This window comes from Phyllobacterium sp. CCNWLW109 (assembly GCF_037203905.1).
Classification (GTDB): domain Bacteria; phylum Pseudomonadota; class Alphaproteobacteria; order Rhizobiales; family Rhizobiaceae; genus Phyllobacterium; species Phyllobacterium ifriqiyense.
Genome location: NZ_JBBCBK010000002.1, coordinates 630,375 through 647,122, shown reverse-complemented (window position 1 = coordinate 647,122; position 16,748 = coordinate 630,375). Strand labels below are relative to the sequence as shown.

The 16,748-nt window shown below is 54.2% G+C and carries 11 protein-coding genes; 4 read left to right on the top strand and 7 right to left on the bottom strand.

What is annotated here, in order from left to right:
* The first annotated feature begins 10 nt into the window (after positions 1–10).
* Together V9K92_RS08345 and V9K92_RS08340 are read left to right on the top strand one after the other, a co-directional pair.
* A complete protein-coding gene (locus V9K92_RS08345) occupies positions 11–895 on the top strand; it encodes a uracil-DNA glycosylase (protein ID WP_337353762.1) in 885 nt (294 codons plus the stop codon).
* A 91-nt stretch (positions 896–986) separates the two neighbouring features.
* On the top strand, positions 987–2,234 hold the full coding sequence (locus V9K92_RS08340; protein ID WP_115051922.1) for an MFS transporter: 1,248 nt from the start codon (positions 987–989) through the stop codon (positions 2,232–2,234).
* A 3-nt stretch (positions 2,235–2,237) separates the two neighbouring features.
* Here the strand turns inward: V9K92_RS08340 and V9K92_RS08335 are convergent, their stop codons facing one another.
* Positions 2,238–3,161: a DMT family transporter gene (locus tag V9K92_RS08335; protein ID WP_162802441.1), complete on the bottom strand. Its 924-nt coding sequence runs from the start codon at positions 3,159–3,161 to the stop codon at positions 2,238–2,240.
* Between the two features lie 369 nt (positions 3,162–3,530).
* Here V9K92_RS08335 and pepN point away from each other — a divergent pair, with 369 nt between their 5' ends.
* Positions 3,531–6,176, top strand: a complete 2,646-nt coding sequence (gene pepN / locus V9K92_RS08330) for an aminopeptidase N (RefSeq protein ID WP_337353761.1) — start codon at positions 3,531–3,533, stop codon at positions 6,174–6,176.
* A 250-nt stretch (positions 6,177–6,426) separates the two neighbouring features.
* Complete coding sequence (locus V9K92_RS08325) at positions 6,427–8,760, top strand: ATP-binding protein (protein WP_115051925.1); 2,334 nt, start codon at positions 6,427–6,429, stop codon at positions 8,758–8,760.
* 10 nt (positions 8,761–8,770) lie between these two features.
* On the opposite strand, the gene V9K92_RS08320 is transcribed toward V9K92_RS08325, so the two are convergent.
* The 6 genes from V9K92_RS08320 to V9K92_RS08295 form a co-directional block, all read right to left on the bottom strand.
* The gene (locus V9K92_RS08320) at positions 8,771–11,746 is read right to left on the bottom strand and encodes a bifunctional [glutamine synthetase] adenylyltransferase/[glutamine synthetase]-adenylyl-L-tyrosine phosphorylase (RefSeq protein ID WP_337353760.1); all 2,976 of its coding nucleotides are present in this window, start codon (positions 11,744–11,746) and stop codon (positions 8,771–8,773) included.
* Positions 11,743–13,140 (bottom strand): sensor histidine kinase, encoded by a 1,398-nt coding sequence (locus V9K92_RS08315; RefSeq protein WP_337353759.1) that lies wholly within the window; start codon positions 13,138–13,140, stop codon positions 11,743–11,745. Before V9K92_RS08315 ends, V9K92_RS08320 begins: the two co-directional genes overlap by 4 nt.
* A complete protein-coding gene (locus V9K92_RS08310; RefSeq protein ID WP_115051928.1) occupies positions 13,137–13,841 on the bottom strand; it encodes a response regulator transcription factor in 705 nt (234 codons plus the stop codon). The genes V9K92_RS08315 and V9K92_RS08310 overlap by 4 nt, the downstream gene beginning before the upstream one ends.
* 128 nt (positions 13,842–13,969) lie before the next feature.
* The gene (locus V9K92_RS08305; protein WP_336440944.1) at positions 13,970–15,505 is read right to left on the bottom strand and encodes a Do family serine endopeptidase; all 1,536 of its coding nucleotides are present in this window, start codon (positions 15,503–15,505) and stop codon (positions 13,970–13,972) included.
* 261 nt (positions 15,506–15,766) lie between these two features.
* On the bottom strand, positions 15,767–16,255 hold the full coding sequence (locus V9K92_RS08300) for an invasion associated locus B family protein (RefSeq protein WP_337353758.1): 489 nt from the start codon (positions 16,253–16,255) through the stop codon (positions 15,767–15,769).
* Positions 16,233–16,748, bottom strand: a 516-nt coding sequence (locus V9K92_RS08295; protein ID WP_337353757.1) for a hypothetical protein, incomplete at its 5' end; no start/stop codon positions are given. The genes V9K92_RS08300 and V9K92_RS08295, both read right to left, overlap by 23 nt.

Sequence of the window (16,748 nt, the reverse complement as noted above, 5' to 3'; positions counted from 1 at the left end):
TGAGCTTGCAATGCACACTGCAATTTGCGACTTCAAGGATGAGAAGGATTATCCATTGTCGACGTTAAGCGAAATCTTGCACTATTATGCCGAGGCGGGAGTCGATACTCCGCTGGTCGACACGCCTGTCGACAGGTTTTCGCAGGTTGATACCAAGCGGGCACAGACTCAGCAGGCTCCTGTTGCCACTCGCTCAAATGCGCCCTCACCCGCCGGCTTAAAACCGCCCATCGATGCAAGCGCCTCCGCACCATCAACGCTCAGCAAGGCATCCGTGCCCGATGATGCCAAGATTGCCATGGCCCGGCAGATGGCGGCGAACGCGACGACATTGGAGGAACTGCGCGAACAGCTGGCAGCATTTGATGGTTGTAATCTTAAATTTACAGCAAAGAATCTGGTCTTTGCCGATGGCAATCCGCAAGCGGCGATCATGTTTGTCGGTGAAGCGCCGGGCCGCGAAGAAGATCTGGAGGGCATACCCTTCATTGGCCGCTCAGGCCAGTTGCTCGACCGCATGTTGGCTGCAATCGGTCTCGACAGGCAAAGCGTATATATCGCCAATACAATTCCATGGCGTCCGCCCGGAAACAGAACGCCAACGCCTTTGGAAACTGAAATTTGCCGCCCCTTTTTCGAGCGGCAAATCGAGCTGGCAAATCCGAAATTACTTGTGGCGCTCGGTGGTCCTGCGGCAAAGGCATTGACCAATGCTCCTGAGGGCATTTTACGCCTTCGTGGAAATTGGAAAACCCATTTGACAGGGTCAGGAAATCAAATTCCCGTCATGCCAACGCTCCACCCGGCCTATCTGCTGCGCAATTCAGCGCAGAAAAAGTTTGCTTGGCGGGATTTCCTCAGCGTCAAATTACGGCTACGTGCCCTTACCGATTAAAACCTGCCGCAAAACCGGAGATGCAGTGTCGTAATTTCCGGCGCACCAAGCTGTGCTGCGCGATAAGGTTCATTGTAATCAGGATAACATCATGTTTCGCCAGCTCTTGCCCATCACGGCATTATTGACCAGCACGTTCTTGATGCTGACAGCAGGAGGGCTGGCAGGCATTCTTCTGCCGCTGCGTGCCGGCATGGAGGGCTGGTCGCCCACGACAATCGGTTGGATGGGCACGGGCTATGCGCTTGCCTTCACCGGTGGGTGTATCGTTGTGCCGCGCCTTGTGCGGCGCGTCGGCCATGTCAGGGTTTTTGCGGTACTATTGACGTTGCTGGGCATGTCTATGCTGATGCATGGGCTGATCATGGACCCATGGGCCTGGACATTATTTCGGGCACTGGCTGGTTTTTCGCTGGCCGGAAGCTACATGGTCATCGAAAGCTGGCTCAATGAGCGCGTGACAAACGCCACACGCGGCATGGTTTTTTCCATCTATATGATCGTATCCATGCTGGGGTTGCTGGTGGGTCAATATATCCTGCCCTTCGGAAATCCCGCTACCCATGTGCTTTTTATGGTCGGTGCGCTGATCTACGCAGCAGCGCTTGTCCCCACGGGCCTATCCAATGCACAGTCCCCTCGTCCACTAACGCAAGTTTCGCTTGATCTGCCCGGTCTTTACCGAAAATCTCCGGCTGCCATGGTCGGCTCCTTGCTTGCTGGCATCATTGCCGGGGCTTGGAACTTTCTTTCGGCGGTCTATGGCCGGGATATCGGCCTTTCCACATTCGGCATAGCAACCATGATCGCAAGTTCGATGATCGGTGGCGCATTGTTCCAATATCCGATTGGCCGGATATCTGACTTCGTTGACCGGCGTTATGTCATGGTTGTGGCGGGAATTGGCGGCGTGCTGATCTCAATTACGATGATCCTTGTCCAACCCAACACCCCATGGGTGATCTACACGCTGATGTTTGCATTCGGGACCGTGCTATTTCCGATCTATTCGCTCAACGTCGCCCATGCCAATGACTTTGCCGAGCCGAGCGAATTCGTAAAGATTTCGAGCGGACTGCTGATCGTTTATGGCATTGGCAGCATGATCGGCCCGCAAATTGCCGGCCGCCTTATGGATATGAACGGTCCATCCGGCTTCTTCGTCACCATGGCAATCACCTATGCTGCCTATGGCGGCTATGCGTTCTGGCGCAGTTTGCGCCGTGCTCCGCAAGCTCCTTCCGAGCGCCCGGACTTTGCCATAGGCGCCCATGACAGACCGCAAACGCCAGAAACATTCAACCTTCATCCACTTAGTGAAGGCGTTCCTGACGAATGACACTCAACCCTGTGGCGTCGATGCCTTTTTGGCCCGGGCGCGCGCAAGCCCAAGACGATGCTCGCGGTAGATGATGAAAATACCAGCGCCGATGACGATCGTTGCGCCGATGATCATTTCCCAAGTGGGAATATCGCCGAACAGAAGATACCCAATGGCAAGGCCGAGCAGCATTGATGTATATTCGAACGGCGCAATGGCCGACATATCCGCATGGCGGTAGCTCTCGGTCAAAAGGATCTGCGCAACGCCACCGGCAATTCCCGCCATGATAAGATAAGTTGCCTGCAAGCCAGTAGGCCACACCCAGCCGAATGGAAAGCTAACCAAAGCAATCAGGCTCGAAGCGATTGAAAAATAGACAACAATGGTTGGCGTTCGCTCTGTCTGTACCAGCTTTCGCACCAGCAACATGGCGATAGCCGCGAGCCCCGCCCCACCCAAAGTTGCCAAGGCACCTATGGCTTGATCCCCGCCAAACTCGCTTTCCCCGGTAAAGAACGACATGCGCGGCCAAAGAATAATGAGTACGCCAATGAGACCGACACCAACCGCCGACCAGCGATAAAGGCGCACTGTTTCTTTCAAAAAGATCGCGCTGCACACGACTGTCAGAAGCGGCGTCGCGTAGCTGATGGCAATTGCTTCCGGCAGGGGCAATTTTGTCAGACCGTAAAAGCTCAAACTCATGGCACTCACGCCGACAAAGCCACGCCAAAAATGGCTGAAAGGCTCTTTGGTTTTGAACGCCACAGCAAGTTGCCCCTGCCAGGCGATGAAGGCGATGACCGGAAAGATCGCAAAGAAGGAGCGAAAGAAGACAAGCTGCCCCGCGGGAATACCATCGGAGGCTTTAAGAAGGCTCGACATGCCCACGAAGACGCATACTGATGCGATCTTCAGGCCGATTCCGAGCATGACATTCATTGTGCGAACGGTGGTGTTCGCATTGAGCGGTTCACCTTCTTTAGGGTGAACTATCGTGGACACAGTGGAATAATCCTTGGGAGCTGGAGCATTTGTAGCGAGGGTATGGAAATTTAACTGATATATCTTTAGGACGGTTTCCAAGGCGGCGCCAGACAAAAACCAATCACGTTGCGTTTTTGCGCCATATATCGGGTGAACATCCGCATTTGTTGTGCGCGATGCAAAACACGGTTAGGGTCCGCCGCAATGAAACGGTCTGTTTCTTCATTGAAGCCCCAGTGCCGTTCCATCTTTTTATTATACGCAACTCCGGACGGAAAACCGGTTCCCACTTTTCCTGGAATTGCTTTTGAAGGACAGTTATCTATGCGTACCGATACCGGCCAGGTTTTTCATCTGGAAGACTATAAGCCAACCGATTTTCTTATTCCTGAGACACATCTCGATTTTCGTCTGCACCCGGAGCGGACAATCGTTAAGTCCACGCTGAAAATCGAGCGCAGGGAAGGCGTCGCACTTGATACGCCGCTCATTTTGGATGGCGACGAGTTAAAGCTCGAATCCATTTGCATCGATGGCGTGGCGTTGGGCGATAATACCTATGTGGTTACACCCGACAGACTGGAAATTCGCGGACTGCCTGAGGCCGAGACTTTTACGCTGGAAATTACAACCGAAATCAACCCAACTGCCAATCGGCAGCTTACCGGGCTTTATCGTTCAAGCAATGTCTACTGCACGCAATGCGAAGCAGAAGGCTTCCGTCGCATTACCTATTATCTGGACCGGCCTGATCTGCTTTCAGTCTACACTGTTCGCGTCGAAGCCGAGACAAGCGCAGCTCCACTGCTGCTGTCCAACGGCAATCCGGGTGAAAAAGGCACGCTTGACGGCGGCCGCCATTTCGCCATCTGGCACGATCCGCATCCAAAGCCGGCCTATCTCTTCGCTCTCGTTGCGGGTGACCTTGGCGTTATAACCGACACATTCACCACAGCGTCCGGACGACCAGTCAATCTTGGCATTTATGTTGAGCATGGCAAGGAAAGCCGTGCGCTTTATGCCATGGATGCGCTGAAGCGTTCCATGGCATGGGACGAGGAAAAATTCGGGCGTGAATATGATCTCGACGTGTTCAACATTGTTGCCGTTTCGGATTTCAATATGGGCGCAATGGAGAACAAGGGACTTAACGTCTTCAACGATAAATATGTTCTTGCCGAGCCGGACACTGCGACCGACGTCGATTATGCCGGTATTGAAGCTGTCATCGCCCATGAATATTTCCACAATTGGACAGGAAACAGAATCACTTGCCGCGACTGGTTCCAGCTTTGCCTCAAGGAAGGGCTGACCGTCTATCGCGATCATGAATTCTCTGCGGATATGCGCTCGCGCGCCGTTAAACGTATTGCCGAAGTCAAAGGCCTGAAGGCCCATCAGTTTCCCGAAGATGCAGGTCCCCTCGCCCATCCGGTGCGCCCGCGCCAGTTCCGTGAGATCAATAATTTCTACACGTCCACTGTCTATGAAAAAGGCTCGGAAGTCGTACGGATGATCCGTACAATCCTTGGTGCAGAGACTTTCCGTAAAGGCATGGATCTATATTTCGAACGCCATGACGGCGATGCGGCCACCATCGAAGACTTTATCAAGGTATTTGAAGACGCTTCGGGGGAAGATTTGAGCCAGTTCGCGCTCTGGTATGATCAAGCCGGAACACCGAATCTTGCAATCACCTATGATTACGATCAGGCAACCAAGACTTTCGAGATTGAGATAGAACAATCTTTAAAGCCAACACCCGGTCAGCCCTCCAAGAAACCAATGCACATTCCAATCCAATTTGGACTGTTGGGCACCAAGGGCCGCGAGATTCGGCCACGCGCAACAAAGGGCGGATTGGTCAAGGACGATGTTATTCATCTACGCAAGCGCAAAGAGCGCTTTACCTTTTCCGGGATTACAGAGCGTCCTGTTCCCTCGCTGCTGCGCGGTTTTTCCGCACCTGTGACGATGACCAGCGAGCTGACACGTTCTGATCTTGCCTTCCTGGCACGCAATGACCGTGATGAGGTGACGCGTTGGCAGGCTCTGACGCAACTGCTCAATTCCAAGCTCACCAGCAATTCGAAACGCGTTCGAGGCGGTAAGCCAGCGACTATTGAAAGCTCATCGATCCGGCTTCTGGGGGAACTGGCCTTTAATAATGCCTTGGACGAAGCCTTCCGTGCCCTGTGTCTCAATGTTCCTTCCGAAAGCGATATTGCGCGCGAGCTTGGCGCCAATATTGATCCGGAAGCCATTTTGGGCAGTCGCGATGCACTTATTCTTGCCGTGGCTGAAGCCCATGGGGAGAAGTTTGAACGGCTTTATAATGAGCTGGAACATCACGGCGCGTTCAATCCGGATGCGGCAGGTGCGGGTCGCCGTTCCTTGCGCAATGTCCTGCTGGATTATTTAAGTGTTGCCGATGGTAACCCGAAGCGTGCATCCAAACAGTTTAAACAAGCAAACAATATGACTGACCGCGCTGCGGCGCTCAACGTTCTCGTCCAGCGCTTTGGCACAAGCACTGCGACCAACGACGCTTTGCAAGCCTTTGAAGCGCGATATGGAAATGATGCGCTGGTGATGGATAAGTGGTTTGTTGTGCAGGCTATGCAACCGGGTGAAAGCGCGCTCGGCAAAGTCAATGAACTGATGAAGCACCAGCTCTTTTCGCTCGACAACCCTAACCGCACACGCTCGCTGATCGGCGCATTTTCGAGCGGTAACCAGACAGGGTTCAACCGTGCAGATGGCAAAGGCTACCAGTTTTTTGCAGAGACAATCCTGACAATCGACAAGAAAAATGCCCAGCTTGCAGCCCGGCTTTTGACTGCGATGCGTTCATGGCGGTCCTTCGAACCGGAACGCCGCGAACATGCTCGGGAAGCCCTCGCCAGCATCGCCTCTGTTGCCGGTCTTTCGACGGATGTGCGCGATATTGTCGAGCGCACGCTGGCCTAAACGGTTGCGAAAAACTTATCCACCGGCCCACCACTTTATTCCCTCTGGACAATCTCCGGAGGGAATTTGAGTCTTATCAAAGGCTTATAAGCTCTTCTTTTGATTGTGATTCCGGCTGCCACAAGTGTTGATGAATATTTAACAAAGGGACTAGACACGCGGAATCAGTTTTGATTCACTACGGGTGCTTCGAATGTGCGGCGTGTCGAAGCAAATCACTGAATATAAAGGCAAATGAGGGGGCCATTCGATGGCAAATGCGGACGCGTATCGCGCGCCGACGGGGAAGAATTATGCCGGAAGCAAGTCTGGGGTGCAGTCCTCGAACAAGCTTTCAGGGCACATAAAACTTCTCGCTGACCCTGCCTATGGTAAGCTCCTTGCAGCTGAGCCCTATCTGCGCCGCGCCATTCCACCGCTCATTATTATTTTTCTTGTTGTACTTGCGATCGTCCGTTCCATGTCATTGCTGGCGTGGCGTGACGATGCGGAGCGCACGGCTCGCGCGACATTGTCAATTGCCGCCAGCCATGTCGCCAGTGTCATCGATAACCGGATGAACAAGGGCGAGACGCTCAGCACGGGCGACCTGCAGAATATACTGAGCGATATGCGTACCAACGACCTTATTCCGGATGGAATGTGGTTCGCCATCGCGACGCCGGAAGCCAATATCGTTGCCGCTTCGGACGGCGGCGACCACTGGCGTAACAGGAACCTTGAAACATTCATAACAGAAGGGCAGCCGCTCTTCCTCTTTGGGGCAAGAGCGGGCGTCATGCCGGTGAAGGTTGAAGGCACGCCCTCCCTCGCCGCCTTTTCACGCTCCGGAAACAATGCCTATTCCGTTTTGGCTGCGCATCCTGTTGAAGCGATTTTCGCCGAATGGCGCAGCACTGTTTCCATGAATGTCACCATGTTTGCAGGCACGGCAACCATCATGCTGATCGTGCTCTACGCATATTTCAGCCAATCGGCACGGGCACAGGACGCCGACGCGCTTTATCAACACGCGCAAGCGCGGGTCGACACGGCGCTTGCACGCGGACGCAGCGGCTTGTGGGACTGGGATATGGCGCGAGGGCGCGTGTACTGGTCGCGCTCCATGTATGAGATGCTGGGCTATGAGGCCTATGATTCCATTCTGTCGCTCGGAGACATTTCGGCAATCATTCACCCGGACGATGACAAGCTCTACAGCGTCGCGGCACAGGTCGCAGCGGCGGAAATTACCCAGATGGACCGGGTTTTCCGCATGCGGCATGCAGAGGGTCACTGGGTCTGGATGCGCGTTCGCGCTCAGGTTGCCGATACTGACAATCTCGGTGATCTTCATCTGGTGGGCGTAGCTGTCGATGTCAGCGAACAGCACCGCTTTGTTCAGGCAACTGCCCAAGCGGATCAACGCATTCGCGAAGCAATTGAAAGCATCTCCGAAACCTTCGTGCTGTGGGATGCCGAAAACCGGCTTGTCATGTCGAACGGCAAGTTCAATGAATATTCAGGTCTCGCCAATGAATGCCTCTTGCCTGGTATCAGCCGAGAGGAACTGGAACCCCGTATTCGCGCCGTCGCATCTGAAAAGCGTATGGCGAATGAACATGGCCGTAATGGCGCGCTTACCTATGAGCGGCAACTTGCGGATGGGCGCTGGCTGCAGGTCAATGAGCGGCGTACGCAAGATGGGGGACTGGTTTCCGTCGGCACCGATATTACTCAGCTGAAGGTCCATGAAGAGCGCTTGATCGACAGCGAACGACGTTTGATGGCCACGATCCACGATTTGAGCCTTGCGCGTAAATCGGAAGTGGAACGCACGCTGGAATTGACCGAACTCAACAGCAAATATGCCGTGGAGAAGGAACGGGCCGAGGCTGCCAACCGCGCGAAATCCGAATTTCTCGCCAATATGTCTCACGAACTTCGCACCCCGCTGAATGCCATTATCGGTTTCTCCGAAATCATGCATACGGGAACATTTGGAGCGCTGGGATCAGACCGCTATGTCGAATATGTTCAGGATATCCACACCAGCGGCAATTATCTGCTGAACGTCATCAACGATATTCTGGATATGTCGAAGATCGAAGCCGGGCACTTTACACTCGACCGTGAGGAAATCGATCTCTGCCCGCTTATCCGCGAGACGGTACGCGTTGTTTCACTGCAAGCGCAGGCAAAAAATGTGAAGGTGGAGACACGCATCGACGAATGCGTCACACTTGATGCTGACCGCCGCGCCATCAAGCAAATCCTGATCAACCTGCTCTCCAATGCGGTGAAATTCACCAGCACGGGCGGGCGCATCTCCGTGCGCGCCCGCAAGGTTTCCGGGGCACTGGTTTTAACCATTGAGGATACAGGTTGCGGTATTCCGAAATCCGCCATGAAGAAGATCGGCCAGCCGTTCGAGCAGGTGGAAAACCAATTCACCAAATCCCATGCAGGCTCTGGACTCGGCCTCGCCATTTCGCGCTCGCTGACACAGTTGCATGGCGGCGCGCTGAAAATCCGCTCACAGGAAGGCGTTGGAACAATTGTGTCCGTGCGTATACCAACGCGTAATATTGCCGAGGCAGCGTAAGACGAAGACGCTAAATCTGCCTGGATCGCTTACGCGCTTCACCCATAATGCCGTCAAAAATCTTCCGCACCGATTTTGCACTGTCTTGCAACTGGCTTTCCAAGCGCTGCAAATCCGGCAGATCGCAGGATCGGCAAAGCTGCTCCACCAGTCCTGGCGGAAAGTCTTCACGCTTCACATCACCATTCAGGCAAAGGCGAATGAGCTGGGTCACACCCGTATAGAGATTTGCCGCTTCAATCAGAGTGTCGACAGTTGCAGGCTCAGCCAAAGCCGGGCTGATCTTACCCAGCACCTCCGCAGTCGACTGCGCGATGACCGGGCCTTTTACATTGCCGGTCAGTACAGCAAATTGCGCGATAAATTCCAGATCGATAATGCCACCTGGAACCAGCTTCAAATCCCAGTCATCACGGGGCGGCTTTTCTGCTTCGACCATCGCGCGCATCTCGGCAACATCCTTGGCGATTTTGGAGATATCGCGGGGAAGTGCCAAAATTTCTGAAATGTCTTTTTCGATCTCGGTGAAAAAAGTGGGATCACCAGCAACAGGACGCGCTCGGCTAAGAGCCATATGTTCCCAGGTCCATGCTTCGGTCCGCTGATATTTGCGGAACGAGTCTATGTGAGTGGCAACGGGGCCCTTATTGCCAGACGGTCGCAGGCGGAAATCAACTTCGTAAAGAACGCCCTCGGCCGTTGGAGCAGATAATGCGGCAATCAAACGTTGCGTCAGTCGCATATAATATTGCGAAGATGCCAGGGGCTTTGCACCATCTGATTCATCGGCGTCCACATCATGATCGTAAAGCAGAATGAGATCTATATCGGAGCCTGCGGTCAATTCGCGGCTGCCAAGCTTGCCCATGCCCAGAATGGCGATGCGTCCGCCGCCGATCTCACCATGTTTGCTTTTGAACTCGTCAATCACGGCGTGGAGCGCGCTATCAATAACCAGATCAGCCAGATCGGAAAAAGCTTTGCCCGCACGTGCGCCGTCGATGGCACCAGTGAGCAATCTTATTCCGATCAGAAAACGATGTTCCGCTGCAAAGATGCGCAGCCTGTCCAGTACATCCTCATAGACCTTTGAGGGTCCGAGAAAACTCGTCAATCGTTCCGCAAGATAGGCTCGCGTCGGGACATCGGCAAAAATCGCGGGATCAAGCATGCCGTCGAAAATATGCGGCTTACGCGTGATGATATCCGCCAGCCGCGGTGCAGCGCCCATGATCAGAACCAGCAGATCGAGCAAGCGCGGATTGGATTGAAGCAGGCTGAAGAGCTGGATGCCGGCTGGCAACCCCTTGATCATTTCGTCAAAACGCATCAGCGCTTCGTCAGCACGGCTCGTTGCCCCAAATGCCTTGAGCAAGACCGGTGTCAGCTCGGTCAGCCTCTCCCGTGACTCTGCTGACTGCGTGGCACGATAGCGCCCGAAATGCCATGTGCGGATAACACGGCAAATATCGCTTGGCCGCTCAAAGCCGAAATTGGCCAAGGTTTCCAGAGTGTCTGGATCGTCGACATCACCGGTAAACACAAGATTTCCGGCCTCCCCGGCCAAATCCTGCGCCTGCTCAAACAAAGCTGCATAATGCGTTTCGACGGTTTTAAGAGTTTTTCGAAAATCTTCAGTAAATGTGTCCGTGTCCCGGTAGCCCATCATATAGGCGACGCGCCGGAAGTTTTCGTCATCTTCGGGCAATATATGCGTCTGTTCGTCGGCGATCATTTGGATGCGATGCTCGACATCGCGAAGGAAGCCATACTTCTGTGCCAGCGTGTCGCGTGCTTCAGCATTGATCCAGCCCAAGCCCTGCAATGCGCCAAGCATAGCCACAGTGCTCGAGCCTCGAAGCTGAGGAAATCGCCCGCCCGCAATTAATTGTTGGGTTTGCACGAAAAACTCGATCTCACGTATACCGCCGCGACCAAGCTTCACATTGTGACCGCGCACCGCGACTTCGCCATGACCCTTATGGGCATGGATCTGCCGTTTGATAGAATGAACATCGGCAATGGCAGCGTAATCGAGATATTTGCGCCAGACATAAGGAGCAAGTTCCGCAAGGACCTGCTTGCCAGCCTCAATATCTCCGGCCACAGGGCGCGCTTTGATCATGGCGGCTCGTTCCCAATTCTGACCCCGCCCCTCATAATAATTCAGCGCTGCACCAACAGGGATAGCCAGCGGCGTTGATCCTGGATCGGGTCGCAGCCGCAAATCGGTGCGGAAGACATAGCCGTCTGCGGTGCGATCCTGCAGAATCCGCACCAGCCGCCGCGTCAAGCGTGAGAAAGTTTCGACACATTCATAAGGGTCGGTAATTGCGGGGCTTTGCTCGTCGATGAAAACGATCAGATCAATATCAGACGAATAATTCAGCTCGAATGCGCCAAATTTGCCCATAGCCAGAATAATCCAGCCACAATTTTTATCTGGATGTTGAACATCCGGCAACTTTAGCTTGCCCGCATGATGCGCGTCCCGCAGAAGAAAGCGCACTGCGGCTTCGACACAAGCTTGGGCCAGTTGAGAAAGAAAAAGTGTCGTGTCTTTGGTGTCAGACTGACCAGACAGATCACCCAAAGCGATTAAAAGGTGTCCCTCAAGTTTCTTTTGACGAAGAGCCGTCATGATTGACGTTTCGGTAGCATTTTCTACTTCGGTGACCCTCGCAATTTCCCGCATGAGTTCCTGCAGGCGAACATCGAGTGGACGATCGAAAAGCGGGTCAATTATTGCTGGCAAGCGCAAAAGAGCGTTGCGCAAATAGGGCGAGAGATCGAGGACCGATGATAAAAAAGCCGCTGCTTTCTTGTTTTTCTTTAAAGCAGAGGCGGCCTTACATGTTTTTTCATCGGCACTTTCCACAAACTCCAGTAGAAATGCTGCAGCCTGCTTTTTGTCGAGTGGCGCCAGTTCACGAAGTTTTCTATCAAAGAACGGCTCTTCAGCAGTGCCCGCATCTTTCAAAATCATCCATTATCCCCTCCCGTTGGAAACGCCAGCACCGCACGCAGGCCCGGCGCATTGTCGTGCAGTTCCAATGTACCACCGTGCAATTTCATAACCGCCTTGGCAAGGCTTAGTCCAAGTCCCGAGCCCGGTTGAGAGCGGCTTTCCTCCAGGCGCACAAACCGCTCTGTAGCGCGTTCAACCTGATCAGGGGGAATGCCCGGACCATTATCGCTCACGACAATCGCGGTCCCCCGATCGTGCTTTTCGACCGAGAGCCTGACTTCGACCGGCTTATCCCCGGTCGCATATTTGATGGCGTTGTCCACAAGGTTTGAAATCGTCTGCCCGATAAGCTCACGATTGGCTTTGACCGGCGTTGCGTCCATCGCACCGAGAGACAAGGTAATTCCTGCCTCTTCGGCCAGCGGCTCGTAAAGCTCAAAAACGTCTTCTACGATCACTGACAGCGGCAAAGGCTCCATCGTCTCGCTGGAGTAACCGGACTCAAGACGCGATATCATCAAAATGGCATTGAATGTGCGGATCAGAAGATCGGAGTCCGCTATCATGTCCTCAATAGCAGCGCGATAGGCCTTTGTGGTTTTCGCGTTGGAAAGAGCCGATTCAGCACGGTTTCGCATTCGCGTCAGCGGCGTCTTCAGGTCATGGGCGATATTATCGGAGACATGCCGGACGCCTTCATTCAATTCCTGTATGCGCGCCAGCATTCCATTGAGATTTTCGGAAAGGCGGTCAAATTCGTCTCCCGAACCATTGACCGGAAGCCGCCCCGCAAGATCGCCGCCCATGATGCGTTGTGAAGCGACCGAAACTTCATCTATCCGGTGCAGCGCGCGCCGGCCAACAAAGAACCAGATCAGGCATGCGCCTATGCCCATCGTACCCAGCGCGGCGAAAAGCGCCCGTCTTACCACAAGGCGCACTTGCTCCGGCTCGCCGAGATCACGCCCCACCATAACGCGAATTCCGTTCGGCAATACAATGACGCGAGCTATTGCCGTGTGCGTTTGCGGGTCAGTGCCCTCATTATAGCGCTCATAGCTTATGGGCCGGGATATCCAGCCATCGGTTTGCAAGACACCAACTTCGATACTTTGCACATTGCCGGCAACAATGCGTCCTGCCGGATCCGCCACGAGATAGAGAAAAGCACCCGGCTGACGGCCCCGACGATCAATCGCACGTACGAGACTGGCTATACCGCCCCGCTGATAGGCTCGCCCAATCCCTTCGACCTCCTCATTAATTGCTGTTTCCGTTTGACTGGTAAGCAGCTTCACAGAGGAGCTGGTCATATAGAAAACCAGCCCAAGGGCGCAGATTGTAAAGAGTAGAAGGTAGAGTGCCGACAGCCTCACCGCTGTCATTTTCAGCATGGAGCGAAAGCGGCTCATCCATGGCTTCCGGCTGTAGCTTCAGTGAGGCTGGCTTTTAACATATACCCGGCTCCACGCACCGTGTGCAGCAAGGGCGTGTCGAATCCTTTTTCGATCTTGCCACGCAAGCGCGACACATGAACATCGATCACATTGGTCTGGGGATCGAAATGATAATCCCAAACATGCTCAAGCAACATGGTGCGGGTGACAACCTGACCGGAATTGCGCATGAGATATTCCAGCAGACGAAACTCGCGCGGTTGCAAAATAATAGTCTGCCCTGCCCTTTTTGCCGTATGCGATAGTCTGTCCAGTTCAAGATCACCGACGCGATAGACAGTCTCGGCTTCCTTTGGGCTGGAGCGCCGCTGCAGGACTTCAATTCGGGCAAGCAATTCCGAAAAAGCATAGGGCTTGGTGAGATAGTCATCTCCGCCCGCCCGCAAGCCCGTGACGCGATCATCAACCTGTCCCAAAGCGGAAAGGATCAGCGCTGGCGTATCGTTTCCCTGGGCGCGCAGTGCGGCCACCACGGAAAGCCCATCGCGGCGCGGCAGCATGCGGTCAACGACAAGAGCATCATACGCCCCCTGTTCGGCGAGCGCATAGCCTGTCTCTCCGTCACCTGCAATATCAGCGGAATGTCCGGCCTCGTTGAAGGCCTTTTCCAAATAGCGGGCAGCTTCGCGATCATCTTCAATAACGAGTATTTTCATGATCTTACTCTAATCGGATTGCTTCGATGAAACCAGAAAGAAAAGGGGCAACAGGTTGAAGAGACCTGTTGCCCATGCGTCAGCGCTTACGGGTGGGGTCCAGCGCCGCAGCATTTCCTTCCCACCTGTCAGCCTTGGCTGATAGGTAGGGCGACGAACCGCGATTGGTCCTTTGTCTGCACTTGCAAAAGCACAGCTTTACGGCCGCTTTTCGTGGCATCTGCGATTGCCGCATCTATATCGCCGCCGCTCTTGACCGGCTGGTTGTTGACTGAGACGATAATGTCGCCTGTGCTGATACCCTTGTCTGCAGCGTCGCCCTGACGATCAACATCCGTGACAACAACACCCTGGCCGTCATCGGCGGGCATGACAGTCAGGCCATAGTCATCAAGAGCGGATGACTTTTGCTCGTCTTCCTGCTGTGGTGTTGCCGAAGCAAGCTTCTCATCACCGGGCATTTCCTTGATCGACACTTTGACGGACTTCGCCTCGCCCTTATGCCAGACGGTCAGATCAACATCCTTGCCAGGTACGACAGCCGCAATCTTTTTCGCCAGATCGCGCGGATCACTGACCTTTTCGCCATTGACAGCCGTGATCACGTCACCGGCCACGATACCGGCTTTTGCCGCAGGGCCGTTCGCTTGCGGATCAGCAACGAGCGCTCCCTTCTCTTCGGCAAGACCAAGAGATTCGGCGATTTCCTTGCTGACGGGCTGAATCTGTACGCCAATCCAGCCGCGCGAGACTGTACCGTTCTTGATCAGTTGATCTACGACCTGCTTTGCAGTCTGTGCAGGGATAGCAAAGGCAATGCCCACGCTGCCACCAGAAGGTGAGAAAATAGCTGTATTGATACCCACCACTTCACCATTCAGGTTGAAAGCCGGGCCACCAGAATTCCCTTTATTAACCGCCGCATCAATCTGCAGGAAGTCATCATAAGGTCCAGCGCCAATATCGCGGCCACGAGCCGAGACGATACCCGCTGTTACAGTTCCGCCGAGACCGAACGGATTACCCACTGCAACAACCCATTCGCCAACGCGAACTTTGTTGTCATCGCCGAAATTGACATAGGTGAACTTGCGCTTGTCATCGACCTTAAGCACGGCCAGATCGGTCCGCTTGTCCTTACCTATCAGCTTCGCATCAAGCTCGGTGCCGTCATCAAGGACGACACTATAGGCAGAGCCGTCTTCAACGACGTGATTATTGGTGACGAGATAGCCATCTTCGGAAATGAAGAAACCGGATCCCTGCGCTGTTGGGCGGACTCGTTCAGGGCGATTCTGGTCACGCGGGGATTTGCGTGGCTCCATGCCGCGACGACCATCTTGGTCTTGGCCGCCAAATTCGTAAAAGAAGCGCTTGAGCGGGTGGTCATCCGGGAGTTGATCCATGCCCGGGAAACCATTGCCATTATCGGCAGTTTCCTTCACGGCGCTTTTCACCCGAACACTGACAACTGCGGGGCTGACCTTTTCGACGACGTCAGCAAAACCGGGCTGCTGGGCAGTTTCAACACGAACTGCTTCGGCCTGCGCCGGGACAATAGCGCTGAGCGGGCCCGTCGCCAAAAAGCCACCGACCAATGCCGACGACAATAGGGCCGCGGCAATACCCTTACGGTAACGGGAAGATTTGATATTGTTAGACATCGGGATGTTCTCCTTAGGCAATGCGATCGGCTAATGATCGTTCGTACCATCAGTGATACATATAAGAAGGTTACCCCACCATTTCCGCAACATGACAAATATTTAAGGTTTGCCCGGTGGAAACGCCGGTCCGTGCCCTTATTCGGTGCTTTATATAGCGCAAAGCCTCTAGCTGTTTTGGTTCACAGCATGAAGTGACTGCCACAAATCATGGACAGTTATATTTCGTCTAAACCACGTGACGGGTATATTAGAGCCGCCTCAAATCGCACCCAATGCCTTCCCGAGACCATCTAAAGGCAGTTGAAGGTCTACCGCCGTCGCATCAGTTTTAAACGAAATGCGCGCTGCGCCGCCTTTGCTTATTTCCTGCCGCAGAACTGGCCCCACTGGAAGATAGGCAAGGCAATTTGTGGGGGTGCATCCCCTGACCGTCATGGAAACTTTTTCTTTGCGCGAAGGAAATGCAAGGGTAATCTCCTTGCCTTCGCCTACCGTAGCAGGCACGCGCATGATCATGGCAGGATTGCCCTTATCGTCGGCAGCCAGCGACCAACTAAATACAAAGTTGCTTTCGCCATCGAGAAGGCCCGCAAGCTTCGTCGTTGCTGCATCCGCACCAACCTTGGCTGCATCCGCCGTCGTCTTCACAACATCAAGCTGGCCCTTGTTGACCGCATCATTATTGGCAATACCATCGCCAACACCAGTGACTCTACGGTCGGCATCAACCAGTACCTTCGGCAACATTGCTGATCCGGCTCTTCGTTCCACCGTGGTTGGCATTATAGGTCGTGCCGTCAAATAGCAGCGCATCCTGCTGTAGCGTGCCGATCTGCTTGCCTTGACCAGCAAGGGTCTCGCCTTGCGTCTTCAGCGTACCTTCGGCTGTCACCAGCCGCTCGCCCTGGCTTTTGACAACACCATCAATCGCCTTCAAGCCGCCAAGCATTGTCACCGGCTGCGCAATGTCCTTGCCAGTGGCATCCTTGCCAAGGCTCGTCAGACCGAAGTCGGGCAGAACAAGCTTGCCATCCTTATCCAGCGTCGTGCCTTCACCAAGTGCTGTGGCAACAGACTGCCCGACCTTCGTCGCAGCCGTGTTGATCGACCCCTGAACCGTCGCATCCGAAAGGCCCGCAAGCTTCGTCGTTGCTGCATCCGCGCCAACCTTGGCCGCATCCGCCGTCGTCTTTACTGTCGCAAGATTGCCGGTGACTGTCTTGACTGACTGGTCAACCGT